Origin of the sequence: Limnohabitans curvus, from assembly GCF_003063475.1 — a bacterium.
Taxonomy (GTDB): Bacteria; Pseudomonadota; Gammaproteobacteria; order Burkholderiales; family Burkholderiaceae_C; genus Limnohabitans; species Limnohabitans curvus.
Map to the genome: position 1 here is coordinate 1,775,215 of NZ_NESP01000001.1, position 24,064 is coordinate 1,799,278.

General features: G+C 56.5%; 25 protein-coding genes. 8 read left to right on the top strand and 17 right to left on the bottom strand.

The window, feature by feature from the left end; translation table 11 throughout:
* From B9Z44_RS08940 to gspG, 12 genes are read right to left on the bottom strand one after another with little or no spacing between them, the layout of a single operon-like run.
* Complete coding sequence (locus B9Z44_RS08940; protein WP_108359827.1) at positions 1 to 909, bottom strand: 5'-nucleotidase; 909 nt, start codon at positions 907 to 909, stop codon at positions 1 to 3.
* 3 nt (positions 910 to 912) lie between these two features.
* On the bottom strand, positions 913 to 2,127 hold the full coding sequence (gene gspF, locus B9Z44_RS08945; RefSeq protein WP_108402231.1) for a type II secretion system inner membrane protein GspF: 1,215 nt from the start codon (positions 2,125 to 2,127) through the stop codon (positions 913 to 915).
* A 26-nt stretch (positions 2,128 to 2,153) separates the two neighbouring features.
* Positions 2,154 to 3,542 carry a GspE/PulE family protein gene (locus B9Z44_RS08950; RefSeq protein ID WP_108402232.1) on the bottom strand — a complete coding sequence of 463 codons (1,389 nt, stop codon included), beginning with the start codon at positions 3,540 to 3,542 and terminating at the stop codon, positions 2,154 to 2,156.
* Positions 3,543 to 3,545: 3 nt separating this feature from the next.
* A complete protein-coding gene (gene gspD / locus B9Z44_RS08955; RefSeq protein WP_108402233.1) occupies positions 3,546 to 5,699 on the bottom strand; it encodes a type II secretion system secretin GspD in 2,154 nt (717 codons plus the stop codon).
* A gap of 7 nt (positions 5,700 to 5,706) precedes the next feature.
* The gene (gspN, locus tag B9Z44_RS08960; RefSeq protein WP_108402234.1) at positions 5,707 to 6,522 is read right to left on the bottom strand and encodes a type II secretion system protein N; all 816 of its coding nucleotides are present in this window, start codon (positions 6,520 to 6,522) and stop codon (positions 5,707 to 5,709) included.
* Positions 6,523 to 6,557: 35 nt separating this feature from the next.
* Positions 6,558 to 7,064 (bottom strand): type II secretion system protein GspM, encoded by a 507-nt coding sequence (gene gspM / locus B9Z44_RS08965; RefSeq protein WP_108402235.1) that lies wholly within the window; start codon positions 7,062 to 7,064, stop codon positions 6,558 to 6,560.
* Positions 7,061 to 8,257: a type II secretion system protein GspL gene (gene gspL / locus B9Z44_RS08970; RefSeq protein WP_170108485.1), complete on the bottom strand. Its 1,197-nt coding sequence runs from the start codon at positions 8,255 to 8,257 to the stop codon at positions 7,061 to 7,063. The genes gspM and gspL overlap by 4 nt, the downstream gene beginning before the upstream one ends.
* A gap of 8 nt (positions 8,258 to 8,265) precedes the next feature.
* Positions 8,266 to 9,222 (bottom strand): type II secretion system minor pseudopilin GspK, encoded by a 957-nt coding sequence (gene gspK, locus B9Z44_RS08975; RefSeq protein ID WP_108402237.1) that lies wholly within the window; start codon positions 9,220 to 9,222, stop codon positions 8,266 to 8,268.
* Positions 9,219 to 9,890 (bottom strand): PulJ/GspJ family protein, encoded by a 672-nt coding sequence (locus B9Z44_RS08980; RefSeq protein ID WP_108402238.1) that lies wholly within the window; start codon positions 9,888 to 9,890, stop codon positions 9,219 to 9,221. Before B9Z44_RS08980 ends, gspK begins: the two co-directional genes overlap by 4 nt.
* Entirely contained in the window at positions 9,890 to 10,270 is a 381-nt protein-coding gene (gspI, locus tag B9Z44_RS08985) for a type II secretion system minor pseudopilin GspI (protein ID WP_108359818.1), read from the bottom strand. Before gspI ends, B9Z44_RS08980 begins: the two co-directional genes overlap by 1 nt.
* Positions 10,267 to 10,698, bottom strand: a complete 432-nt coding sequence (locus tag B9Z44_RS08990; RefSeq protein WP_108402239.1) for a prepilin-type N-terminal cleavage/methylation domain-containing protein — start codon at positions 10,696 to 10,698, stop codon at positions 10,267 to 10,269. Before B9Z44_RS08990 ends, gspI begins: the two co-directional genes overlap by 4 nt.
* Positions 10,699 to 10,717: 19 nt before the next feature.
* Complete coding sequence (gene gspG / locus B9Z44_RS08995; RefSeq protein ID WP_108359816.1) at positions 10,718 to 11,158, bottom strand: type II secretion system major pseudopilin GspG; 441 nt, start codon at positions 11,156 to 11,158, stop codon at positions 10,718 to 10,720.
* A 21-nt stretch (positions 11,159 to 11,179) separates the two neighbouring features.
* On the opposite strand from gspG, the gene B9Z44_RS09000 reads away from it, so the two are divergent.
* Positions 11,180 to 11,647: a type II secretion system protein N gene (locus B9Z44_RS09000; RefSeq protein ID WP_108402240.1), complete on the top strand. Its 468-nt coding sequence runs from the start codon at positions 11,180 to 11,182 to the stop codon at positions 11,645 to 11,647.
* A gap of 44 nt (positions 11,648 to 11,691) precedes the next feature.
* Here the strand turns inward: B9Z44_RS09000 and ilvA are convergent, their stop codons facing one another.
* Positions 11,692 to 13,269, bottom strand: coding sequence for a threonine ammonia-lyase, biosynthetic (gene ilvA / locus B9Z44_RS09005; protein WP_108402241.1), 1,578 nt, complete (start codon positions 13,267 to 13,269; stop codon positions 11,692 to 11,694).
* Between the two features lie 166 nt (positions 13,270 to 13,435).
* Between ilvA and B9Z44_RS09010 the strand changes: the two genes are divergently transcribed.
* On the top strand, positions 13,436 to 13,885 hold the full coding sequence (locus B9Z44_RS09010; RefSeq protein ID WP_108402867.1) for an OsmC family protein: 450 nt from the start codon (positions 13,436 to 13,438) through the stop codon (positions 13,883 to 13,885).
* Positions 13,886 to 13,894: 9 nt separating this feature from the next.
* Here the strand turns inward: B9Z44_RS09010 and coq7 are convergent, their stop codons facing one another.
* Positions 13,895 to 14,524: a 2-polyprenyl-3-methyl-6-methoxy-1,4-benzoquinone monooxygenase gene (gene coq7 / locus B9Z44_RS09015; protein ID WP_108402242.1), complete on the bottom strand. Its 630-nt coding sequence runs from the start codon at positions 14,522 to 14,524 to the stop codon at positions 13,895 to 13,897.
* 271 nt (positions 14,525 to 14,795) lie between these two features.
* Between coq7 and B9Z44_RS09020 the strand changes: the two genes are divergently transcribed.
* Together B9Z44_RS09020 and B9Z44_RS09025 are read left to right on the top strand one after the other, a co-directional pair.
* The gene (locus B9Z44_RS09020; protein WP_108402243.1) at positions 14,796 to 16,007 is read left to right on the top strand and encodes a porin; all 1,212 of its coding nucleotides are present in this window, start codon (positions 14,796 to 14,798) and stop codon (positions 16,005 to 16,007) included.
* A 103-nt stretch (positions 16,008 to 16,110) separates the two neighbouring features.
* The gene (locus B9Z44_RS09025; protein WP_108402244.1) at positions 16,111 to 16,824 is read left to right on the top strand and encodes an OmpW/AlkL family protein; all 714 of its coding nucleotides are present in this window, start codon (positions 16,111 to 16,113) and stop codon (positions 16,822 to 16,824) included.
* A gap of 453 nt (positions 16,825 to 17,277) precedes the next feature.
* Here B9Z44_RS09025 and B9Z44_RS09030 read toward each other — a convergent pair whose 3' ends face one another.
* Together B9Z44_RS09030 and B9Z44_RS15185 are read right to left on the bottom strand one after the other, a co-directional pair.
* Complete coding sequence (locus tag B9Z44_RS09030) at positions 17,278 to 17,733, bottom strand: hypothetical protein (RefSeq protein WP_146180602.1); 456 nt, start codon at positions 17,731 to 17,733, stop codon at positions 17,278 to 17,280.
* A 44-nt stretch (positions 17,734 to 17,777) separates the two neighbouring features.
* The gene (locus B9Z44_RS15185; protein ID WP_170108486.1) at positions 17,778 to 17,924 is read right to left on the bottom strand and encodes a hypothetical protein; all 147 of its coding nucleotides are present in this window, start codon (positions 17,922 to 17,924) and stop codon (positions 17,778 to 17,780) included.
* Positions 17,925 to 18,227: 303 nt separating this feature from the next.
* On the opposite strand from B9Z44_RS15185, the gene B9Z44_RS09035 reads away from it, so the two are divergent.
* The 3 genes from B9Z44_RS09035 to B9Z44_RS09045 all read left to right on the top strand — a co-directional run bounded on the left by B9Z44_RS09035 (position 18,228) and on the right by B9Z44_RS09045 (position 21,164).
* Complete coding sequence (locus B9Z44_RS09035; protein ID WP_146180603.1) at positions 18,228 to 19,790, top strand: hypothetical protein; 1,563 nt, start codon at positions 18,228 to 18,230, stop codon at positions 19,788 to 19,790.
* 131 nt (positions 19,791 to 19,921) lie between these two features.
* Positions 19,922 to 20,506 (top strand): recombinase family protein, encoded by a 585-nt coding sequence (locus B9Z44_RS09040; protein WP_108402247.1) that lies wholly within the window; start codon positions 19,922 to 19,924, stop codon positions 20,504 to 20,506.
* 220 nt (positions 20,507 to 20,726) lie between these two features.
* On the top strand, positions 20,727 to 21,164 hold the full coding sequence (locus B9Z44_RS09045; protein ID WP_108359786.1) for a DUF6641 family protein: 438 nt from the start codon (positions 20,727 to 20,729) through the stop codon (positions 21,162 to 21,164).
* Between the two features lie 24 nt (positions 21,165 to 21,188).
* On the opposite strand, the gene B9Z44_RS09050 is transcribed toward B9Z44_RS09045, so the two are convergent.
* Positions 21,189 to 22,505 carry a site-specific integrase gene (locus tag B9Z44_RS09050; RefSeq protein ID WP_146180604.1) on the bottom strand — a complete coding sequence of 439 codons (1,317 nt, stop codon included), beginning with the start codon at positions 22,503 to 22,505 and terminating at the stop codon, positions 21,189 to 21,191.
* A 280-nt stretch (positions 22,506 to 22,785) separates the two neighbouring features.
* Here B9Z44_RS09050 and B9Z44_RS09055 point away from each other — a divergent pair, with 280 nt between their 5' ends.
* Positions 22,786 to 24,006, top strand: a complete 1,221-nt coding sequence (locus B9Z44_RS09055; RefSeq protein ID WP_170108487.1) for a porin — start codon at positions 22,786 to 22,788, stop codon at positions 24,004 to 24,006.
* Positions 24,007 to 24,064 lie beyond the last annotated feature (58 nt).

Sequence of the window (24,064 nt, forward strand, 5' to 3'; positions counted from 1 at the left end):
TCAAACTTCGGTGTTGCTGTTGCGCACGCCGCTGGCCACATGGCCTGCGGGCACGTGACGGGCGGCTGACTCGATGTGGCCGGTTTGGTCGTCAAAGAAAAAGTCGGGTTCAAACTCGCGCAAGAACTCGCCTTTTTCAAGGCCACCCAAGAACATGGCTTCATCCACTTCAATGTTCCAGTTCATCAGCGTGCGAATCGCACGTTCGTGCGCGGGCGCACTGCGCGCGGTGACCAGTGCGGTGCGAATGCGCATGTGCGGCGTGCCCGCTTGTTGCAGCACTTGCAGGGCGGCCAGCAAGGGTTTGAAAGGGCCAGCGGGCAAGGGGTGCGCGGCGTTGGTTTGTTCGTGTTGCTGAAACGCATCTAAGCCTTGGGCTTGAAACACGCGCTCGGCTTCGTCGCTGAACAACACGGCATCACCGTCAAAGGCGATGCGCACTTCGTGTGGGTTGGCTTCTGACGCGTGGGCAGAGTGCGGGTACACCTGCGCGGCAGGCACGCCTGCGTCGAGTGCTGAGCGCACATCCGACAAATGCGTGGACAAAAACAAATTGGCGTTGAGCGGGCGCAAATAACGCCAAGGCGATTGCCCGCGCGTGAAGCTGCCGCGCTGAATGGGCAAGCCGTAGTGCTGTGCAGAGCGGAACACGCGCATGCCGCTCACGGGGTCATTGCGCGAGAGGATGACCACTTCCACGCGTTGCGCTTCAGACGTGTTGAAGGCCAACAGCTTTTGCACCAGCGAAAACGCCACGCCGGGTTTGGCGGGGGTTTCGAGGCGGCCAAGCTGCAGGTTCATGTAGGCGCGGTCGTCGCCTTGTTCGAAGACTTGGTTTTCTTCTTCGAAGTCGAACAGCGCTCTTGAGGAGATCGCGACGACCAACTTACCGTCTAAAGAAACACCCATGAATTACCTCACCCATTGATTGAGTTGAATGATGGGCAGCATGACCGCTAAAACAATCAGCATCACCATCGCACCCATTGCCACGATGAGCAAGGGTTCCAGAATCGTCGCCAGTTGCAAAGCACGGCGCTGCACCTCTTCGCTGAGTTGCGCAGCCGCGCGTTGCAGCATGGTGGGCAGTGTGCCGGTTTGTTCGCCCAAGCGCGAGAACATCACCAGCAAGCGCGGAAAGCGTGCGTGTTGTGCCAAGGCCGATGCCAGCGGCGCGCCTTCGCGCACCAGCACCAGTGCGTCTTGTGCATCGCGCTTGAGTGCGGTGTTGCTCAGCGTGTCGGCTGCCGCTTGCAAGGCTTTCAAAATGGGCACGCCTGCGGTGGCGAGCATGGCCAAGGTGCTGGCAAATCGGGCGGCGTTGTAGCCACGGGCCAAGCGACCAATTAAAGGCAGTTGCAACCACGCCGCATCAAAACGCAAACGCACATCGGCTTGTTTCAAGGCGATGTGCCCACCTGCGGTGAAGGCTGCGACCAGCAACAAGCCCCACAACCAAAAGTTCTGCACAAAGCTGCTCAAGGCCAGCATGAAGCTGGTGAGCGCGGGCAGTTGCTGCTGGTTGCTGCCAAACACCTGCGCCACTTGGGGCACCACATAGGCCAGCAAAAACAGCACGATGACCAAAGCCACCACGCACACGATGGCGGGGTACAGCCCCGCGGCCAACAACTTGCCGCACAAGTTTTGTTGCTCTTGTAAATCGTCGGCCAAGCGTTCGAGCACCAGGCCTAAGTGGCCGCTTTGCTCACCCGCGCCAATCACTGCTGTAAAGATAGGGCTGAACTCGCGTGGGTGTTGGCTGAGCGCTTTGGCAAACGGCGCGCCTGCATTCACCTCGGTGCGCAGGGCAGAGACTAAGTCGCGCTGGCGGGGTGTTTCGGCTTCATCGCTGAGGGCTGCCAAAGCACGCTCGAGTGGCAAGCCCGCATTGACCAAGCCCGAGAGCTGGCGCGTCCATACGGCCAGCGCTGTGCTGCTGAAAATCCTGCTTTCCCAAATGACCGTGTTCAAACCGCTGCTGGTGCGTTGCACAGGTTCCACCTTGAGTGGCACTAAGTCTTGCGCGCGCAATTGGCTACGTGCGGTGCGTGCGGTGTCAGCCTCCAGCACGCCACGGCGCGTTTGGCCTTGGGCATCTAGGGCTTCAAACGAATAGGCGGGCATGGTGGATCGGGCTTGGTCGCAGAGCTTTAGTCGCGGGTGACGCGAATCAGTTCTTCGCGGGTGGAAATACCGTGACGTACCAAGCGCTCACCGTCATCGCGCATCAGCGTCATGCCGTTGCGCAAAGCGGCGTCGCGCAGTTGCGCTTCGCTGGCTTGGTTGTGGATGAGGGCGCGCATGTCGTCGTTGGTGGTGAGCAATTCAAAAATGCCGGTGCGGCCTTGGTAGCCGCTGTGGCCGCATGCCTCACAGCCTTTGCCTGCGCAGTGCGTGCAGGTTTTGCGTAACAGGCGCTGGGCCAACACACCCAGCAGCGAGGAGCTGAGCAAGAAGGGCTCCACGCCCATGTCGGTCAAACGCGTCACGGCGCTGGCGGCGTCGTTGGTGTGCAGCGTGGCCAGCACCAAGTGGCCGGTGAGCGAGGCTTGGATGGCGATTTGCGCAGTTTCGTAATCGCGAATCTCACCAATCATGATGATGTCGGGGTCTTGGCGCAGGATGGCGCGCAGGGCTTTGGCAAAGTCCAAATCAATCTTTGGGTTCACCTGTGTTTGGCCCACGCCAGCCAGCTCGTATTCAATCGGGTCTTCCACCGTCATGATGTTGTTGCGCGTGGCGTCTAGCCCTTGCAGCGCGGCATACAGCGTGGTGGTTTTACCCGAACCCGTGGGACCGGTGACCAAGATGATGCCGTGCGGTTGGTGCACCAAGGCTTCAAAACGGCGCAGCGTGTCGCCTTCCATGCCCACTGCTTGAAGCGTGAGCTTGCTCTCGGTCTTGTCGAGCAAACGCAGCACCGCACGTTCGCCATGTGCGCTGGGCAAGGTGGACACCCGCACGTCAATCGCGCGTTGACCGAGGCGCAAAGAAATGCGGCCATCTTGTGGCAAACGTTTTTCGGCGATGTCCAACTCGGCCATGATTTTTAAGCGTGAAATGAGGGCTGCGTGCAAAGCGCGGTTGGGTTGTACCACTTCGCGCAACGTGCCGTCCACACGGAAACGCACACTGCTGTGGCGCTCATACGGTTCGATGTGGATGTCGCTCGCACCATCGCGTGCAGCTTGCGTCAGCAGCGCGTTGAGCATGCGGATGATGGGCGCGTCGTCAGCGGCTTCGAGTAAGTCTTCCACGGCGGGCAGCTCTTGCATCATGCGGGTCAGGTCTGCGTCGCTTTCCACCTCGCTCACCACGGCGGCGGCGTTGCTGTCGGCTTGGGCATAGGCTTCGCTGATGCGTTTGGCCAGCGTGGCTTTGTCGGTGTACTCAAACGATTGCACCGTGTGTCGGCGTGTGACTTCGCTCCACGCGCTCAGGTCGGGCGCGTCGCTGTGCCACAGCGTGAGCGTGTGGCCATCGTCCTCCAGCAAGAGCTGGTGGGTGCGGGCAAAGGCGTAGGGCAGCGGGCGGCGCATGGCTTATTCCGGCTTAGGTTCTTCTTTGGGCTTAGGGACGGGCACAGGTGCTGGCGGCAATACCGGTGCATTGCCAGAGCCCAAGATGGGGTTGAAGCCAGGCTGTGCGTTTTGTTGCAAGCCCATCATTTGTTGGTAGCGGTTGTTGCTGAGCGCATCGGATGACGCGGCATCGCGCATGACCACGGGGCGCAAAAACACCATCAGGTTTTTCTTGGTGCGTGTGCGGCTTTCGCTTTTGAACAACCAGCCAATCACGGGGATATCACCAAACAAGGGCACTTGACTTGCGCCACCCGAGTATTCGTCAGACAACAAACCACCCAACACGATGATGGAGCCGTCATCGACTAACACATTCGATTCAATGCTGCGCTTGTTGGTGATGAGGCCTGTAGACGACCCGACGGAGTTGGCCACCACACTCGAGACTTCTTGGAAGATGGTGAGCTTGACGGTGCCGGTTTCGCTGATTTGTGGCTTGACCTTCAGTGTCAAACCCACGTCTTTGCGTTCGACGGTTTGGAACGGATTGACCGAGCCATTGGTGGTGTTGTTGTTGGTGTACTGGCCTGTGACGAAAGGTACGTTTTGGCCCACGACAATTTTGGCTTCTTCGTTGTCCAGTGTGAGCAAGGTGGGCGTGGACAACACATTGCCATCGCCGTTTTGTTGCAAGAACGTCGCCAAACTGCCAAGCACATAGGTGCCGTTGATTTGTCGGGCAGTTCCAATGTTCAAGCCGCCACCCAGTGTGCTCAGCGCAGTTGCGCCACCCGACGTGCCAATGATGTTGCCTTGTCCAATGGTGGTGCTGATGGGGTTGTTGAAGTTGGTGCCAATGATGCCAATGTTGCCACCTGCTTGGCCCGTGGCGGTTTGCCACTGAATGCCCATTTGTGCGGCCTTGTCGGCGTTCACTTCGGCAATCAAACTCTCCACCATCACCTGCGCGCGGCGTTGGTCGAGCATGTCAATCACCGCACGCAGTTGACGGTATTGCGGTTCGGGTGCTGTGATGATGAGCGAGTTGGTGGCCGTATCGGCTTGAATTTGTCCACCCGTGGCAGAGCTCACGGATGCGGCATTGCCGCCCAACGTGCTGCCTGATGTAGCCTGTGCGGATGTGGCTGACAAAGGGTTGGCAGCAGGTGTTGCGCCTGTTGCGCCAGTGGTGCCTGTCACGCCTGTGGCTTGGCCGCTGACCGCTGCACGCAAGGTGGTGGCCAGTTTGGTCGCGTCGGCGTTTTTCAAATACACCACGTGGATGTTGCCGCTGGCGTTGGTGCCGCTGGGTTGGTCGAGTTTGGCGATGAGTGACTTCACCAGCGCCACGCGTGTGGGGTTGGCCGCGCGCAAGATGAGGGCGTTGCTGCGGGGCTCGGCCAGCAGCGTGGTTTTGTATTCAGCCCCTGATTGGCCAGGCGCAGCTGCAGTTTGAGGCGCATTGCTGCCCGACTCCACCAAGCGCAGCACCAGAGGGGCAAGGTCTACCGCGATGGCGTGCTTGAGTTGAATCACCTCCACATCACTGGCGTTCGACACATCCAGCGTGGCGATGATGCGGGCCATGCGCTGCAAGTTGTCGGCGTAGTCGGTGATGATGATGGCGTTGTTGCCGGGGTTGACGTTGATGGTGTTGTTGGGGCTGATGAGCGGGCGCAACACGGGCACCAAGTTGTTGGCTTGCTCAAAGTTGAGCTTGAAGATGTGCGTGACGATTTGGCCGTTGCCCGTGCCACCGCCTACTTTGTCGATCTCTTGCACATTGCCGCCTTGCAGCTTGGCATCGGCCTCGGGCACGATTTTGTAGAGGCCCTTGGTCTCCACCATGGCAAAGCCTTGCAAACGCAAAGCCGCCAAAAACTGGCTCCACGCTTCGCTAGGTGACACGGGCAGTTCGGTGCTGAGGTTGATCGTGCCTTTGACGCGTGGGTCCACCACCAAATTGCGGTTGGACAGCGTGGCCAGGGTGCGTGCGACCGACTCGATTTCGGCGTTCACAAAGTTGAGCGTGATGGGCTGCTGCTGTGCGGTGGTCTTTTTGGCGGGAGGTGCTGCTTGCGTGAGCGACAGTCCAAGCAAAGCCGGGGCAAGGCCCAAGCCCAAGGCAAGTGCCAAGGCCGAGGGTTGAAAGAAAGTGTGTTGTTTAGCCATACGCGTGTTAACCCATTTTCAAAATCGATTTGCTGCCTTGGCGTTGGCCAAGGATGTTCAATAAATTAGAGAGCGCGGCTTCTGCATCTGGTGCGGCCGAGGCCTCACCGGTGAAGCGCAGGTGCCCGTTGTGTAGTTGGCCTGTGCCTTGCAGCAGCAAGCTGCCTTCAAGCGTGTCGAGTGTGAGCGCTATGGCGTCGCCGCCTTGCACACGCAGGCGGTAGCTGCCCAAGGGGCGCAAGGTGGACAAGCGGGTTGCCAGCTTTTGCAGCTGCAGCTCGGCTTCGCCTTGCAGTTGTTCTTTGCCTGCTTGTTGGGTCCATTGCAAGTGGCTGGTTTGCAGTTGCAGTTGGCCTTCGGGTTGCACGGTGTTCCACGGTGTGCCCAAGCCCACCAGCCAATTGGCAGGCCAGTGAGAGGTGTGGTCGCTCACCTGCACACGCACGCCACGCCACAGAGGGGAGACATCCACGCGCACAGGCTGTGGGGTGCAGCAGGCCGATGCCACGGTGGCGCTGAGCGCCAAGCGCAGGTTGGCAAAGTCGAGGTGAGGGCCAAGCTGCCATGTCACGCGTGTGGGCAGTGTGGTGGTGTTGGCTAGGTTCAGCGGGCCTTCGTTGAGCACCCACTGCGCCGATCCGTTCCAAACCGTGCCTTGTGGGTCTTGCAGCAACATGCGCTCGCCGCTGGCGTGTTCGATGGCCCGTGTCAACCAATGGGCCGGCGCTTGGGTGATGAGGGCCAACGCCAGACCCAAGCCCGCGCCTGTCCATGCCCAGCGAGTGCTGGCGCTTAGGTGGGAGGCTGGGTTGAGGCGCTGCATCTTGACGGGTTAGGTGAGTTTGAACTGCGTTGGCGTTAAGGCGCTGTGCCGCGCGTGGGCAAACGCAACACCAGGCTGCCATCCCAGGCCACCACGGGCGAGGTGGCTGCGGGTGCTGTGCCTGTTGTGGTGCTGCGCGTCAAGTGCGCTTCTACAGGCAAGGCCTGTGCTTGGCTGCGCACTTGTGCCAACCAGTTGGCCAGCGTGGGTGCGGACATCGCTTTGAGCTGCACGGCCACACGGTCACCCTGCACGTTCAGTTGAATTTGCGCATTCGGTGTGAGGCCTTGCAATGTGCGCAACGCCTCGTCGCGCGACAGTGGGGTGCGTGTTTGCAAGGCTTTGGCCTGTGCTTGTAGGGCCCACATGTGGGCTTGCTGTTGACCCAGTTGCGCGCGACGGGTGTTACTGTCGCGCAAGGTGTTGAGCGCGGGTGCGATGGCGATCGACCAAAACAACACGATGCCGACTAGAACGCCAAGCACCGATACGCCGCGCTGCTCGCGCGGGCTCAAGGCTTGCCAGCGGACACGTAATGTCATTTCGCGCCCTCCGCCTGCAACACCCACGTGTCGTTGCCGTCTTGACGCAGGCTCAGGCCTTGCGCTTTGAGACGCGCCACGCCAGAGGCGTTGCTATCCAGCGTGACACCTTGCACGCGCAGTGCTTGGTTGGCGAAATGAATTTGTGAAGGGGTTTGGCCTGCGGGCAGCACGCCAGCCAAGGCTGCGAGCATGGGCTCGAAGTCGGTGCTGGCGGCTGAGCCAGATTTTTGCTGCAGCACATCCACCTCGCGTTGCATTTGCAGTGGCGCGTCGATGACCAAGGTCACGGAGGGGAAGGTGGCTTTCAAAATGTGTTGCAACGAGGCTTGTTGTGCCACCAAAGCACTGCGCTCGCGCCAGGCCAAGGCATTGAGCCCCAGCACTTGCAAGGCGACCAAGGCCACCATGCCCCAGCGCACGGACTTCCACGTCGGTGCATGCAGCAAGTTTTGCCATGCGGCTTGCAGTTGGCGTTGCGTGCGTTGTGCGCGGCCTTGTGCCCATTCGCCTTGCGCCAAGTCCCAGGCCGATTGGCTGGACTGGACCCAACGTTGCGCCGCGCTTTGCAGCGTGGGTTGGCGCTGCAGCGTGCTTTGCACGCGCGCCACCATGGCGGGTTCGGCTTGAATGTGTAAATCGTCTTGGCTCAGTTCGGCAAAGGCCCGCCACTGGGCGGTGTTGGGGGGCAGCAGCGTCACGCCACGGGCGTGGCACAGCACGCTTTGCGAAGCTTCGGGCTCACCCATCACGTGCAGCACAGGACCGTTGCTGGGGGACAGCTCGGGCGCGATGCGCTGAATGGTGAGGCCCGCGGCTTGCAGTGGGGCGAGGGCGTCGCGCAACCATTGTTTGTCGCACACCGCGACCAAGGTTTCACCGCCTGTGCGGGCCACGCCAGTGGCTTGGGGGTCAAGCACGATGTGCAGTTGTTGCGGGTCGTCGAGCAACCGGTCTTCTAGCAAGCCGTGCAACACGCTGGGCAAGCGTGGGCCGTGGCTGGCTGGCGGCAGCTGCACACGCAACCAGGCCAAGCGGCTGTGTGGCACCACGGCCACCACTTCGCCCGCGTGGGCCGATAGCGTGGCCGCCGCACCCGTGGCGCTGCGCAACACGCTGTGCCCGTCCGAATGAACGTGGGCATAGCCCGTCGCAGCGGCATTGGCAGAGTGGGGGAGCGCGATGATCAACATGAGAACGGTCATTGTAGAGAGCCGGACTCGCGCCAAAGCACTTTCAAATCTTGGCCCTCGCGCTGCACCAAAGAGCGCTCTTGCAGGGTGGTTTGTGGCATGCGCAAGCGGCCCAGCACTTCAAAGTAACGGGTGCTCACGCTGTGCGTCCCTTCTAGGCTGACGGGGCGCCCCAAGGCTTTTTGAAACGCGTCGATGGTGGCCCAGTGCTGGCGCTCGCGCTGTTGCACCAAGCGTTGCGCATCAGCCAAGCCTAGGCCTGGCACGCTGGCGTACAGCACTTGCACGCTGGCGGTGTTCAGGTTGACGGGGGTGGGCGTGGGCAGCACGGTGATGTGGGGGCTGAGCGTTTGCAAGGCTTGCGGCGACAGTCCCAACCAACTGAGCTGAGCCACGCGTTGCGGCATGAGCGGTGCGCTGCTGCCTTGCCGCTGTGCGGCGAGCAGGCCTTGGGTGAGCAGGCTGAGCTGTGCGGGCGGTATGCCGAGCGCGTCAAACAAGCGCTCAAACGCAAGCACGGCTTTGCCATCGAGTTGATCGCCTTGCAGCAAATTGGCCACGTTGAGGCGGCCTTGCAAGTCGTTCACTTGCCCTGACAGCAACACGTGTTGAGCGAGCGGGTCGTCATCTCGGGCGTTGCCAGTGCCGTCGGGCAAGGCGGCTAAGAAGCTCGACAGCCGCGCTTCTTGCAGCGGCACAGCCCAAGGCTCGGCCAAGTGGTCGGCGGGGGCGTTGACATTGCCCGCCCGCGCGTCTTCGCGCAAGATGACGCGTGCCCAGTCAAGCGCGCCCGTCAGCAGCCAACGCGCTTGGGTGCGTTGCCGCTCGGCGCCTTCGACCTCGCTCGACTTCCATTGCTGCCAAAGCGCGCCTGCGGCAAAGGTGGCCACCAACGCCACGGTGAGCATGGCAGCCAGCAGGGCGGCCCCGCGTTGTTTGGGGTGGTGGTGTGCGACGTGCTTCATGTTTTGGTGTTGCTGAAGTTGGGTCGCACCCAGTCCAGGGTGAGGCGGCCACGCACGCCGGTGCTGGCGGGCAGGTCAATTTGCAGGCGAATGGCGTCTGGCAACGCACCTTGGCTGGGGGCGTTGCTCTTTGCATCCGTGTTGCCAGCGCTTGAGAGCGGGTTGGTCCATGCGTTGCCACGGAAGTAGGTGAGCTGCCATGCGTCGAGTGGCACCAGCAAGGTTTCCAATGCGGCGTCGTCGCTGCTGGGGTTTTGGCCCCAGCGCTCGGCTTGTGTCCACGCGTGTTGCAGGGCGGCGCGTGTTTGCACAGGGGCCGATTGCCAGCGCAGCCATTGGTTGTTGCGCAGTGTCCATGCCACCACCCACAGACCCGCATCCGCACCGTCGGCACGCCAAGCCGTGGCGCGGCGAGTGAGGCGCAGCGTGCGGCCATCCCAGTTCACCCCCGCATCGTTGAGGCTGGGCAAGGGTTGCACGGCGTTGAGGTCGGCCTGCCACTGGGCCAGCACGGTTTGCAGCACGGCTGTTTTGTCAACTTGCGCTTGTGTGATGTCGCGGCTGCGCATCAGGCTGTCAAGCCCACGCCAGCTCAACCCTGCCAGCACCGCCATGAGGGTGATGGCAATGAGCAGCTCAATCAGCGTGAAGCCACGTTGCTTTTGCATCAGTAACGCCCCAACACGGTGGTGATGTTGAGCACAGGCGTGGCGGCGTCAAACACTTGCGCGTCGACGCGGCGAAACGCGGGGTTGGGCGTGGTGCGCACGGTCAGCGCCACTTCAAAGTTGCGCTCGACTTGCAGGCAGGGCACACGCGAGTCGCCCACGCCAGGTAGTTGCTGCGAGAGGCGAAGTTGGTTCAAGGCGTTGTCTGCACAAATTTGCGCAAGTAGCACATCGGCTTGGCGTTGTGCGTTGCGCGTGAGTGCGCCGCTGACTTTGAGCCCGCTCATCAAAGCGATGGACACGATGGCGAGCGCCACCAACACCTCGATCAAAGTGAAGCCTGATGCGGTGGCTTTGTGCGTCTTGTGCAACGAACTCATGGCACCACCTGGAAAGGCCGCAGGCCGTCTGTGCCAATGCTCAGCGTGGGCGCAGGTTGGGTGCTGTTGGCCGCTGCCACGCTCAGCGTGATGCGTGCAGGCGCAAGGATGGGCTCAGGTCCGAGCACCACCAAGTTGGCGTTGCTGACCGCGGCTTGCGTGCCAACACTTAACCAAGTTTCGGTGCGTGCGGCCAGCGGGCTTCGAATGGCAAAACCTTCTGGTGTGGTTTGCCAAATCGAGGCCACACCGCTGGTGCGCGATTGGGCGCGGGCGGCTTCTAGTACGGCGACCAAGCGCTGTGCTTCGCGCTCGAGTTGGGTTTGGCTGCTGTCACGCAGCGAGAGGCTGACACCAGCCATGGCGAAGCCGATGATGGCCAGCACCACCAACAGCTCCAACAGGGTCAGGCCGCGCTGGCGCTGCATGGCTGGTTGGCTGCGCGCGTTACTGCCAGCTGCCGAGATCGGCGTTTTTGCCTTCGCCGCCGGGTTGGCCGTCAGCGCCGAGTGACAACACATCCACTTCACCCTTCACGCCGGGGTTCATGTATTGGTAAGGACGGCCCCAGGGGTCGTTGGGCAGCTTGTCGATGTAGGGCTTCCAGTTGAGTGGGGTAGGACCAGCGGTGGGCTTGGCTACCAAAGCGTTCAGGCCTTGCTCGGCGGTGGGGTAGTTTTGGTTGTCCAAGCGGTAGAGCTTGAGGGCTTGCATGAGGTTGCCCACGTCGGTTTTGGCCGCGGTCACGCGTGCGTCGTCGGCACGGTTGAGCACGTTGGGCACCACGAGTGCAGCGAGCACGCCAATGATGGCGAGCACCACCATCAATTCAATCAGCGTGAAGCCGCGTTGGCGTTTGGTTTTTGGGGTGGTTTGAGGCGTATGCATGGGATGAATCATAATCCGCTGATGCTTCGCTACCGCCCTTCATTTGCCACTGTTTTCAGCACGTCGTCGCGCGTGGCGTTGCCCGCCGCTTCGTTGCTGGTGTGGGGTGCCGTGGCCTTCAGCGCGGTGACATGGGGCTTGCGTTGGTCGGCCACGGGCGCTGCGCCAAGCAACGCCACTTCGGTCACACAAACTTTGCCTGAGGTGGATGTGTCTGCCGCTGCCCGCAGCCTGGGTGCAGCGCCGGTGCAAGCTGCTGCTGCACCAAGTTTGGCCAGCCGTTTTCAGTTGCTCGGTGTGATGGCTGGGGGCCCTGATGCCGGTGCCGCCCTGATCGCGGTGGACGGCAAACCGGCCAAGCCCTACCGTGTGGGCGCGGCGGTGGCCGAAGGCTTGTTGCTGCAATCAGCCCAAGGCCGTCGTGTGCATTTAGGCGCGTCGATGGACGGACCGCAAACCTTGGCGCTGGAACTGCCAGCCAAGAAATAAAAAGGGTAGCAGCGCTACCCTTTTTGCTTTGGCTTCAACGCACTTCAGCGTTGCAAGAACAAGCGGTACGCGGGGTTCAACGTTTCTTCCACATACGGGTAGCCCAAGCCTTCTAAGAACGCAGCGAATGCTTTGTTGTCGGTCTTGGGCACTTGCAAGCCCATCAAGATGCGGCCGTAGTCCGCGCCTTGGTTGCGGTAGTGGAACAGGCTGATGTTCCAGCCCGGGCGCATGGCCAGCAAGAACTTCATCAACGCGCCGGGGCGTTCGGGGAATTCAAAACGCAAGATGCGTTCTTCGTGTGCGAGCGACGAGTGGCCGCCCACCATGTGGCGGATGTGCTCTTTGGCCAGTTCGTCGTGCGTGAGGTCAATCGAATCGAACCCGCTTTTGGTGAAATGGCCTGCAATCTTGCTGCTTTCGCCTTTCACGCCCGTGGTCAAACCCACAAAAACGTGGGCCTTGGCTTGGTCGCTCATGCGGTAGTTGAACTCGGTCACATTGCGGGGTGATTTGCTGCCGCCAAAGCTAGGCAGTTTGCCAATCAGCTCGCAAAAGCGGCGCAGGCTACCAGGCTGCTCGGGAATGGTCACGGCAAACAAGGCTTCGCGTTCTTCACCCACCTCGGCACGCTCGGCCACAAAGCGCAAGCGGTCGAAGTTCATGTTCGCGCCACACAAAATGGCGGCGTAGGTTTCGCCCTTGGTTTTGTGCTCGGCCACGTATTGCTTGATGGCGGCCACAGCCAAAGCGCCTGCCGGCTCGACGATGCTGCGGGTGTCCACAAACACGTCTTTGATGGCGGCGCACACGGCGTCGGTGTCGACGGTGATGTAGCTGTCGACCAAGTTTTTGGACACGCGGAACGTCTCTTCGCCGACCAACTTCACGGCAGTGCCGTCGGAGAACAAGCCCACGTCGCTGAGCGTGATGCGCTTGCCTTTGGCCACCGACTGCATCATGGCCGACGAGTCGTCCATTTGCACGCCAATCACTTTGATTTCGGGGCGCACGGCCTTGATGTAGTTGGCCACGCCCGCAATCAGGCCGCCGCCGCCGATGGCCACAAACACCGCGTCAAGCGGCCCTTGGTGCTGGCGCAGCATTTCCATGGCAATCGTGCCTTGGCCGGCAATCACTTCTGGATCGTCAAACGGATGAACGAATGTCATGCCGTTTTTCTTTTCCAGCGTGAGTGCGTGGGTGTAAGCGTCAGAGTAGCTGTCGCCCGCCAACACCACTTCACCGCCCAAAGCCTTGACGGCCTCAATCTTCACACTCGGCGTGGTGGTGGGCATGACGATGATGGCCTTGGTGCCCAGGCGCTTGGCGCCCAGCGCCACGCCTTGCGCGTGGTTGCCGGCCGAGGCGCAAATGACGCCCTTTTTGAGCTGTTCGGGCGTGAGGTGCGCCATCTTGTTGTACGCACCGCGCAGCTTGAAGCTGTGCACGGGCTGCTGATCTTCGCGCTTCAACAACACGGTGTTGTGAATTCGACGGCTGAGGTTCTTGGCCACCTCCAGCGCAGATTCAACGGCCACGTCGTACACACGGGCGGTCAAGATTTTCTTCAAGTAATCAGCGGGCTGTAGCGCGCGCGCTTTGGGAGTGCGGGTAGACATGGGGTGATTGTCTCTTATGGAAAAAGACGAAAAAAAACCCCGAGTTTTGCAACTCGGGGCTGAATCCACTTTTGAGGGTGGAGGAGACAAGGCTCTAGTGTATGCAATTTTTGTTGCGGCGCAACATTTGCATGACAATCTAAGCTTGATTTTTTTGGAGAACAACATGGAATGCACCGTCAGCTGGACCGGCAACTCTGGCACCCGTTCAGGCATGGGCTTTATTGCAGAAACTGGCAGCGGTCACGTGGTGGCCATGGACGGCGCACCCGATGCGGCCAAGCCAGAGAACGGCGGCCAAAACTTGGCCCCTCGCCCCATGGAACTGTTGCTGGCGGGCACAGGCGGCTGCACGGCTTATGACGTGGTGCTCATCCTCAAGCGTGGCCGTCACAACGTGCAGGGCTGCAGCGTAAAAATCACCAGCGAACGGGCCACCGAAGACCCCAAGGTGTTCACCAAAATCAACATGCACTTCACCGTCACGGGCCAAGGCGTGCCAGCCTCTGCTGTGGAGCGCGCCATTGCCATGAGCCACGACAAATATTGCTCGGCCAGCATCATGCTGGGCAAAACTGCGGAAATTACCACCAGCTTCGAGCTGGTGGAAGCCTAAAACACAGGGTTAGATGCGGTGCGCCACGGTGGTCATCACCTTGGCGGCCACTTGCATCATGGCTTTGAAAGGGGCTGGCAGTTCGGCGGCCCCCGCCAGTTGCGCTTCTTTGGCGTGCTGGGCCTCGTCCACCTTCATTTGCGCCACGATGGCGCGGCTGGGCCCGTCGTTCGCGGGCAGTAAACCCAAGTGGCTTTCTAAATGCGCTTCAACCTGACGCTCGGTCTCCACCACAAACCCTAGGCTCATGCGGTCGCCGCCCAGTTTGGCTGCGACATAGCCAATGCCGAACGCGCCTGCGTACCAAAGTGGGTTCAGCAGGCTGGTGCGCCCGCCCAACTCTTGTAGACGGTGTTCGACCCACGCCAAATGGTCGGTTTCCTCGTTGCATGCTGCCGTCAGGTGCTGGCGTAGCGCGTTGTCCTGGGTCGCCAAGGCTTGGGCGGTGTACAGCGCTTGGGCGCACACCTCGCCTACGTGGTTCACGCGCATCAGCGCAGACGCTTCGCGCTTTTCAGCGTCGGTCAGTGGGGCAGGGGTGGGCACTTCGGCCGCCCACATGGGGGTGGGGCGGTTGGCGTGGTGGCGGGCAAACACGGTGCGCAAGGCGCTGTCAGCGGCAATAAGAAGAGCATCCATACGCTGAGTTTAAGACGTAAGCCAAGAGACCTTAGGCGCCAGATAAGCGCCCGCCCATCAGGTTTGTCGTTTTTTGAAGATTCACCATTTCACAAGGGTTTGCGAGGGGTTGGGCTTTTGTTTGTTGCATGAATGCAACGAAACGGCGCTATTTTTGGCTCTTGTCATAGTCCTTTGCGCACTCGTCTGGTTCAATACGTGCAACTTCCCGAAAACGGAGGTTGGTTCTGAAAAATTCAGAACCCCTGTTCAAACCTTGGAGAACCTTGAAATGAAAAAAACCCTCGTTGCATTGGCCGCTTTGGCCGCGACTTCTGCTTTCGCACAATCTTCTGTAACCATCTCTGGTAACGCTGACGTTGGCTACATCAACAAATCTGCCTTCGGCGGTGATGGCAAATTGTTCGGTAAGTCATCTGGCGTTGCTGATGGCCTGAACAGCCCAAACCGCATCATCTTGGAAGTTAAAGAAGACTTGGGTGGCGGTTTGACTGCTCGTTTCTTCAACGAACACGGCATTTCCCCAACAAACACACAAGACTGGGCATCACGCACAGCCAACGGCGCCCCTCAGTACGTTTCAGGTGGTAAGACAGCTACTGCAGACGACCAAATCCCATCAAGCGGCGCACAATCAACTGGCACCAACCGCAACACATTCGTTGCTTTGGGTGGCGGTTTCGGTGAAATCCGTGCCGGTTACATGGTTTCTTCTTTGTACAACACATCAGCCCAATCTGGCTATTTCTTGGGTGTTGAGCAATACGGCGCTTTGTTGAAAGACCACGGCATGGCTGAAGCTGGTGGTTCACGTGCCAACGGTTTGCAGTACACATCGCCAAAGTACGGCATGTTCACGGGTACAGTGCAAAAGCAATACGGTGCTGAGCGTACTTTCACATCTGAAGTTGCAACATCTCCAGTTTTGGATAACAAGGCAGAGCGCACAGCTTTGCGTGCTGACATGGATGCAGGTGCTTTGAAGGCCACTTACGTTCGTACTGACTACACAGCACACAAATCACCTCAAGTGATTGCTGCGGCCGCTGGTGCAAGCAATATTTTTGGCGTTACATCAGCAGCAGTTACATCAGCTACTGTTACTGACATCAAGACCAAGCATGATCACCTGAGCGCGATCTACACTTATGGCCCAGTTGCTGCTACTTACCAGTACAACAAGGCCAGCTTGACTGAAGCTGTTACCGCAGCTAATAGCCGTGAATTGAAGTCTAACCAGTACGGTATCCAATACACCATGGGTGCAGCCTCTGTGTACGCCATCACTGGTAAGGGTACCGTTGATAGTCCAACAGCTCGCGTCAACGACATCAAGAACACACAATACGGTGTTCGTTACAACTTGAGCAAGCGTACATTGGTGTACGCAATGACCGGTACATCCAAAGACAGCGTGCCTACAGCTGCTGACAAAATGTCTAAAGGTACTATGAACGGTATCGGCATGATGCACCAGTTCTAATCACCAAGCTGGCTTAGCCAGTTAAGGATCTAGAAAATCTAAAACCCCATCTCTTGAAAAAGTGGTGGGGTTTTTTTAAATCAAAAAATTATTGGAGACAAAAATGAGTTCAATTTCAAAAATCGCTTTGGCTTGTGCTGCCTTGGTTGCTGCATCTGGCGCATTTGCGCAGAAGGCTGGGGATAATATTGTTAGCGCGGGTATTGCGTTAATTAACACGGACGCATCTGTAGGAACTTTATCGAATCCCAACAGCACTATCAATGGTGCACTGGTCGGCACTTCTGCAACCATTAGTTCCGAGACAACTGTTTCATTTGGTTGGTTGCGTATGTTTACGGATAACGTGGGTGCTGAAATGACCATCGGTATTCCCCCCACTGTTACGCAAGATTTGGCGACGCCTAATGGTCCATCAGCAGCGTTGGCTACCAGTCATCCTGGCGCAGCAAAGATTGATTTGTGGACACCGACAGTAATCGCCAAGTATTTCTTTGGAACATCTAAAGATCAATGGCGTCCCTATGTCGGCCTAGGCGCTTCGCATGTTTCGTTTCACAGCATCAAGACCAGTGCAGATGTTGCAGGGTTGGCTGGAAAATCCGCAGCTTTGTCGTCGTCTTGGGCACCCGTATACAACGCGGGTTTGATTTACAACATTGATGATAAGTGGAGCGTTAGTGGTTCGGTTTCCTATATTCCAGTGACCACTTCAGCCACTTTTGTTGGTGATGCAGCTCACGGCTCAACCACAACAACTGGCGATATCAAACTGAAAACCACAGACTATGTGGTGAAGATGGGCTACCGCTTCTAATCGCACACTGGCTTAGCCAGTTAAGGATTTAAAAGTCTGAAACCCCATCGTGGCAACACGGTGGGGTTTTTTATCGCCTGTGCGAAAACGCCCGTCTTGCTGCTAGTCACTGCGTCAGCTGTAGCTGCTATTGCTCAGTACTTTTCCCAGCGTTGTCGCCGGTTTTCGCAAGCATCTGGCGCTGGAGTTACGTACAAAAAGCTAGTTTGCAAACTGATTTTTTCGTTTGTAAACGAATTTTGAGCGTAGATTTAATCGACGCTTGTGGTGTTTGACCGTTACTGCGGTAACGCTTGTGCTTGGGAAATATCTCACAAGTGTGAGATTTCTGGCACCGCTGCGAAAACCTTAACTTAAGTATTTGGGCATAGTGCGCTGGGTGTTGGGGCGTGTATTTGTCCCAGCATGATGCAATCACACTAACCACGCAGCTGTCAGCGTGACAGCGCAGAACTATTGCTTGTTGACCAAGTCCCAGATGGGTGTATCGCGCTGGTGTTTTGGCAACATGGCACGTCCACGCTGGTCAACATTACCCAAAGCCCTAACGTTTTCACCCTGATTTACGTTGGGCTGTTTAATGGCTGCACGTGTAGGTGCAGGTAACGGTTTGGCCGTTTTGATGGGGTTATAACTTTTTGGGATGCTGGGTTGTGGGGTTGCTTGCTGCTGGGGTTGGGGTAACGGCTTGGGTACAGCAACATGGGCAATGCGTTTAACTTTACTAGCCAGTTGCTTTTTGCGTTTGGTTGCTTGGGGTTTGACAGTGCTGGTGCTGTCTTGCTGGCGCTGAATGACAGCAAGGCGTTGTTGTTGCTGGTACGTGGCTAACGCTTTGTACACGTTGGCGTAAATCAGCTGTTCCAACTGTTGCAGCTCATCTGCACTCAAAAATTCTTGTAATCGCACGGTTGTCCCCCTGTTGTTGTATTTAACAGTGGGGCGATTTTGGGCTAGCGTATTTGCTCCACGAAACCCACAATGTTTGCAGCGCCGTATTGGGCTTGTAGCAACAACTTGGCATCAAATGCGTTGGCGGCTTGGACACGTGTTTTGACCAGCTGACCACCAACACGCACACTGGCTTCAAAGTAATACATCCCAAAATCTCCTTGTGTTTTGTCCCCAGCACGATACGCAGACCTGCAAAAAAATGCGACCACCACGGCCCTAAGAAACAACGATTTGGGGAGGAATTTTGGGTGAAATGCAGGGCTGCAGTAGATAAAAAAAAGTAGGACTAGTTCACTTGCAAGCAAGCAATTCCAAGGGACAACATGGGGTTGGTTACTTGGATGAAGTTCTTCACTATAAGCTTGTGTATTTTTTCAAAAAGTGCGCCAAATTACACAACTGGCCCTGCTTGTATGGCTAAATAAACAAGCGACAAGGACTAAGCACATATGACAAAACTAACGATTGACCCCCAAGTATTGGCAAAACTGCGCCAAGCACACCCAACACCAGCTGCTAGTGCAGCACGTCTGCTGGACAAATATGTGGGAGTTTTGCAGGGACTGATTGACGATGCCATGCAACAAAAGCGCAGCACGTTTATGCGTAAGCGCGGTATCTACAGCGTGAACGTCAGTACCCTGCACCGTTGCGGCCAATTTGGACCAAAACGAACACGACTGCACAAGTGGTTGGACGATAACGACCTCGCGCTAATAAAAATTGTTGAACTGGGTAACAACCTCAACAATGCAAACTCTTGGGTGCAGTTGACCAACTTGGTCACACTGACGGATGAATTAACAGCGGCGGGAAGCTTGCGACAGCTGACGGACGCTGAGATTGACCAGTATTTGGCGGGTGGCGAGGAGCATGAGGAGCAGCTGCTTGCAAGGCTGTACCCAGAGCTAGAGGTGGAATTTACGCAGGAACAGCTGTTACGCAAGTTTGACATTGCCGCCATTGACCAATCATCTTTGCAAAACTACATCACATGGTTGCTGACCGAGGCTACGTTGCTTAACGATGGCAAGCGTGAGTTGTATGCACGCCAAGCCAAAACAATTCTGGCCGTGACTAAGCAACTGGGCGGCAAGTACCTGCAACGCAAAAAACGTAGCCAATTTGGCCGCACTTACTATGACGGATTGAGCGTACAAAACGTGAACAAAGACTTGCGCAGGGCAATGCTTGGCGACTGCTGGGAATACGATGTACGCAGCAGCGTGGTGGCTTGGAAGATGAGTTTTGCAAGCGAGTATTTGAAAAACACGGGATTGCAGCAGGATGTCAAAAAGGCGTTCTGCACCACGCTGTGGTACTTGCAGGACAAAGTTGAGTTCATGCAGCAAGTGCAGGAGCAAACGTTTGATGACGGTACCAACGTTCCCGTTGACCTTCAGCGCAACTTGATTAAAGAAGCAATGACAGCGCTGTGCTTTGGTGCTAAGTTAACCAAACATGGATGGCGCACAAACGATGACGGATGGCAAAACCCCGCGCTTGCTGACATTATTAAAAACGAAGATGAGCGTACGCGATTTATGGCCTGCACAGATGTGCGGGACTTTGTACGGGAACAAAACACATTGGACACGTACATTAACAAGTGCGTGGAAGTGCAAGAGCCGACCTTGCTAAAACTGGAAATCCTTCGCGCAAACAAGCGTCACAGCAAGGCCAAAGTCATTGCGTACTTGTACCAAAACGCTGAAGCGCAAGCGATGGCCAAAGCGTACGAGTTTTTGAAAAGCAAGAACATGGGTGTACTGGCCAAAATTCACGATGCGTTCATAGTCCGCAAGAAACTGTCCCAAACAGTAAAGCATGAGTTGGAAGAGCTGGTGCAGTTCGAAACGCACAATGAGTATTGGCATTTGGGGGAGAAGCAGTTGACACGTTGGGGTGATTTGCAAACGCAGGATGAGAAGCAGCGAATTGCACAGCACAAGGCATTTATTGCCAATGAGGTCAATTACATGCGTAGCAAACCCAAACCCCAAAAACAGTAATGTTGAGTTTGAGTACACCCATACGCTACAGCGCAAACCTGTACATATAGGGTTGGTTAATGAATTGATCGACACGACGTTAAGACATGTCCAGACTTGGGGTGACACATAAAACACCTGAAAGGACATGTATGCAAACCCAACAACCCATCCGCATTGGTTATGTTCGCGTGAGTAGCGCGGACCAAAACGTAGAGCGTCAGCTAGCCGACCAACAACTGACAGTCACGTTTACAGACCGAGCAAGTGGCAAGAATGCAGACAGGCCACAGCTACAGGCAATGCTTGCAGGTAATTGGCCCCCAAATAGTGTGGTCGTCGTACACAGTATGGACAGGCTTGCTAGAAGCCTTACCGACCTGTTGCAAATTGTTGAAGAACTAACTGCACGTGGTGTTCATGTTCACTTCGTCAAGGAGGCCAAGACATTTCGGGGTGGCGACAGTACTGACCCCATGGACATGTTGATGTTGAGCATGTTGGGGGCGGTTGCCCAGTATGAACGGTCGCTAATACGAGAGCGCCAAGCAGAAGGCATCATTAAAGCCAAGGAGCGCGGTGTGTACCAAGGGCGCAAGCGTAAGCTGAATGACCCCGAACAAATACAGCAAATCGTTGCAGAGGCTACTGCGTTGGGTGCAAACAAAAGTCACGTTGCACAGCGACACGGACTAAGCCGCCAAACGCTGTACAAGTACGTGAAAAGCTTAAGTTAAGGTTTTTGCAGCTGAATAGAAATCTCACAAATGTGAGATATTTTGGTAGCAAGTGTTACTGCGGTAACGGTCAGTGTCGATTAAATCGACGCTCAAAAAACTAGTTTGCAAACTAGTTATTGCAACAGCAATGACCGGCAACTTGATCGGTGTAATGATCGACTTGACGCGAGGGTGGCAACAGACTGGCGGTGCTTAAACAACCAAAGGACCAAGCACCATGGCCACATTGAACGCACTCAAACTCACAACCGCACGTAAACCCCGCGCATTGCCAGACGCAGTCAAGCGCCGCAACAAATTAATTTTGAAGTTGACTGAACAGCGCGAGCTGGCATTGGCACAAATCGAAGGCCGCACGTATGCGCCCAAACGTTTGCGAAGTGTGCAAGATTCTGACGGTAATCGTGTTGTACGTGAACAAGCGGTACGCATCAAACCTTGGTGGTGGACGGGTGAGAAGAATGAGACTTTATTGGCTGTGTTTTACGGCAGCAAAACGCTGGAGCTGGCAAAAGGCAAAACTGCCGTGGAGGTTGCCAACAGCAAAGAGCTGGTCAATGTGTTGGATGTGCTGATTGGCGCGGCACAAAACGGCGAGCTGGACGCACAGATGGATGCAGCAAGTACCAAGCTGCGTGATGGGTTTAAGAAGTAACTACGTACAGCACCCACCAGCAAACTAAGTAGTGTGGGTGCGTCTGCTTTGCAGCATGGCAATGTTTTGCTCACCCGTCACGGTGCTGGCGTAGTGGTTGTTGATGACTTCCACACTTGTACGTGCATTTCGCGCCAGCGTTACCAAGTCAATGCCCTGTCCATACAGCAAGCGAAACGTGATGGCACTATGACGGAGACTGTAAAGGCTGCGGGGATGGCCATGGGGATTAAGTTTTAACCCTGTGTGCTGCAACACCCAGTTAAACATAAAACTCAATACCGTGAGCGCATAGTTGCGGTTTGTAATGTCGGGCAGGAAGATGTAGTCGTTTGGCTTGGCACGGTTGTGCTGCGCTTGGTGCTGGACGATTTGTTGGTAAATGCGTACAGCTGGATACAAGGTAACAATAGGCGCTGTGTGCAGCTTGGTCTCCGGCAAGGTCAAGCGCAAATATGTGTTGGTGCTGCCGCGCACCAGTTCAATGTGGCGGTGACGGATTTTGGTCAAGTCACCAGGCCGAATAAAGCTGTTGACCATGAAGCCAATGGCCCAAGCAATGTCTGGTGGCATGGTGTGGTCGTTGTAACACTGCTTGATACGTTTGCGTAAGTCTTGCTTGCTGTTGGGATGTTTTTGTCCCCGCAATGCACGTGCTGCACGAAGCAATTGCCAATACTCGGTGGGGGTGAAGGCACCACGCGATGCTGCTTTGATTTTAATTTTGGGAAATTCGGGTAGCTGTTCAAGCTGACCAATACGCACGGCATGGGCCAGCACTTTACGGACAACGATCAGGTAATGGCTGACGGTGGTGGTGCTGTACTTGACGCTGAGTGTTCGGCTGAACTCTTGCAACGCTGCATAGTCAATGTTGTTGGCTAACATCATCCCAAAGCGTGGTAGCACCTGTGCGTCCAAACGGTTACGGAACATTCGTAAACTGCCTGCGCCAAATTCCCCACGTTCGACCCGCGCTTGTTCGTCTGCATAAACCTGTGCAGCCAATGCTCCAAACGTCAGCTGGTGCTTGGTTGCTGATGCTGCTGTCTGTACCGCAGCTTGGGGAGCAAGTTGTTTGACCAGCAGGTCTTCGTAAAACCAACGTGCAAAACGTTGCGCTATTGGCAGCGATGTTGTCTTTGTGCTGCGCTTATGTGTGCGCCCTGCAACCCAACAGCGCACCTGCCAATATTTGCTAGCAGTAATCTTGTACACCGCCAACTTGCTGGGGTAGCCATGCACGGCTGTTATGGTTGCAGGTATGGGTACGGTACGCTCGCGTGGGATTAATCGGTCGTTTGCAGCGTGGGTGGTGTAGTGCGTGAAGTAATGGAGCATGACCCCAGCCTACAGTTGTACATCGTGTCGCGCGACCTAAAAGTTTTGACCGCCCACGATTTGCTGACGCTTTGAAACCGTGCATTAGCCGCTAGTCCGCCGTGGTCGCCATGATAAAAAATGTTGCGGTTACGCTTGCAAATACGCTCGTGAGTTGTTGACCAATATCCGTACAACTTTGAGCAAAACGGTGTCGGCACTCTCGGGGCACTATCAACGCACACTGTCGACACCTTCAAGCACCTTCGATCAAAATTAAACCCTCGTTGCATTGGCCGCTTTGGCCGCGACTTCTGCATTCGCACAATCTTCTGTGACCGTTTACGGTGTCATGGACGCTGCTTACAAAAACTACACCCTCAAAAATAATGCTGGTGAAGTTTTGATCAAATCAAACGGCGTTTCTGACGGTTCAAACGCTGGCTCACGCGTGGGCTTCCGCGGTGTTGAAGACCTCGGCAATGGTCGCAACGCTAACTTCGTGTTCGAAGCTGGTATCGTTGTTGCTGGTCCTGATGGCTTCGCTAACCGCTCTGGCGCTGAAGGCGCTCAAGTCGCTGGCGTGAGCAACTCTGGCAACATGCCATTGGGTGCTTACGGCTCTAACAGCAACACACGTCAAGCTTATGTGTCTGCTTCAGACAAAGGTTTGGGCGAGTTGCGTATTGGTTACCAATACACAGAGTTGTACAACACTTCGACCAACACAGGCTTCTTCATCGGTCAAGAGCAACCTGGCGGTTTCTTGCACAAAATCTCTAACGGCGAATTCGGCGGCACACGTGCCAACGGTTTGGTGTATGTGTCTCCAAAAATTGCAGGCACTACAACTGTGACTGCTCAATACGGCGCTGGTACAGCTCGTAATGACTTTGAGAGCGATTTGGCTGCTGGTCAAAACGGCTACAAAGTCAACAACGCCAAGCGTCAAAGCTTGGGTGCTTTGTTCGAGCAAGGCCCATTGCGCGTTGGCGCAGCTTACACAACGTACAAACAAGAGCAAACGCTTGGTACAGGCACTAGCTCAAGCGTGTTTGGCGTGTCTACAGCTAACGCAGATTTGAAAGCAACTTCTTTCACATCTAACCTGACTCAATTGAACGCTTCTTATGACTTCGGCATGATCAAGCCAGTTGTTCAGTATGTCAAAGGCGAAAAAGACCTGACATCAGTTACTGGCGCAGCTGGTACTGAGACTAACGGTACGATCGGCAAGACAGTTGGCAAGTACGACTACAAAGCCACAACATACGGTTTCACTGCTCCTTACGGCGCAGCTACCTTCTTCGTGTTGGGCGGCTCTGGCAAGATCACCAGCGCTACTGCTGACATCAACAAGTACAAGCAAACTCAATATGGCGTGCGTTACGCTTTGAGCAAGCGTACAACTGCATACGTTGCTGCTGGTACATCTAAAGACGAAGCAGCTGCTTCAGCTGCTGCTAGCACAGCCGGCGGCAAATCTACATACTCAGCAATTGGTATGACCCACTCTTTCTAATCCCGTTGCTGGCATAAGTCAGCTTAGGATTTAAAAGACCTAAAGCCTCACCCCTTGC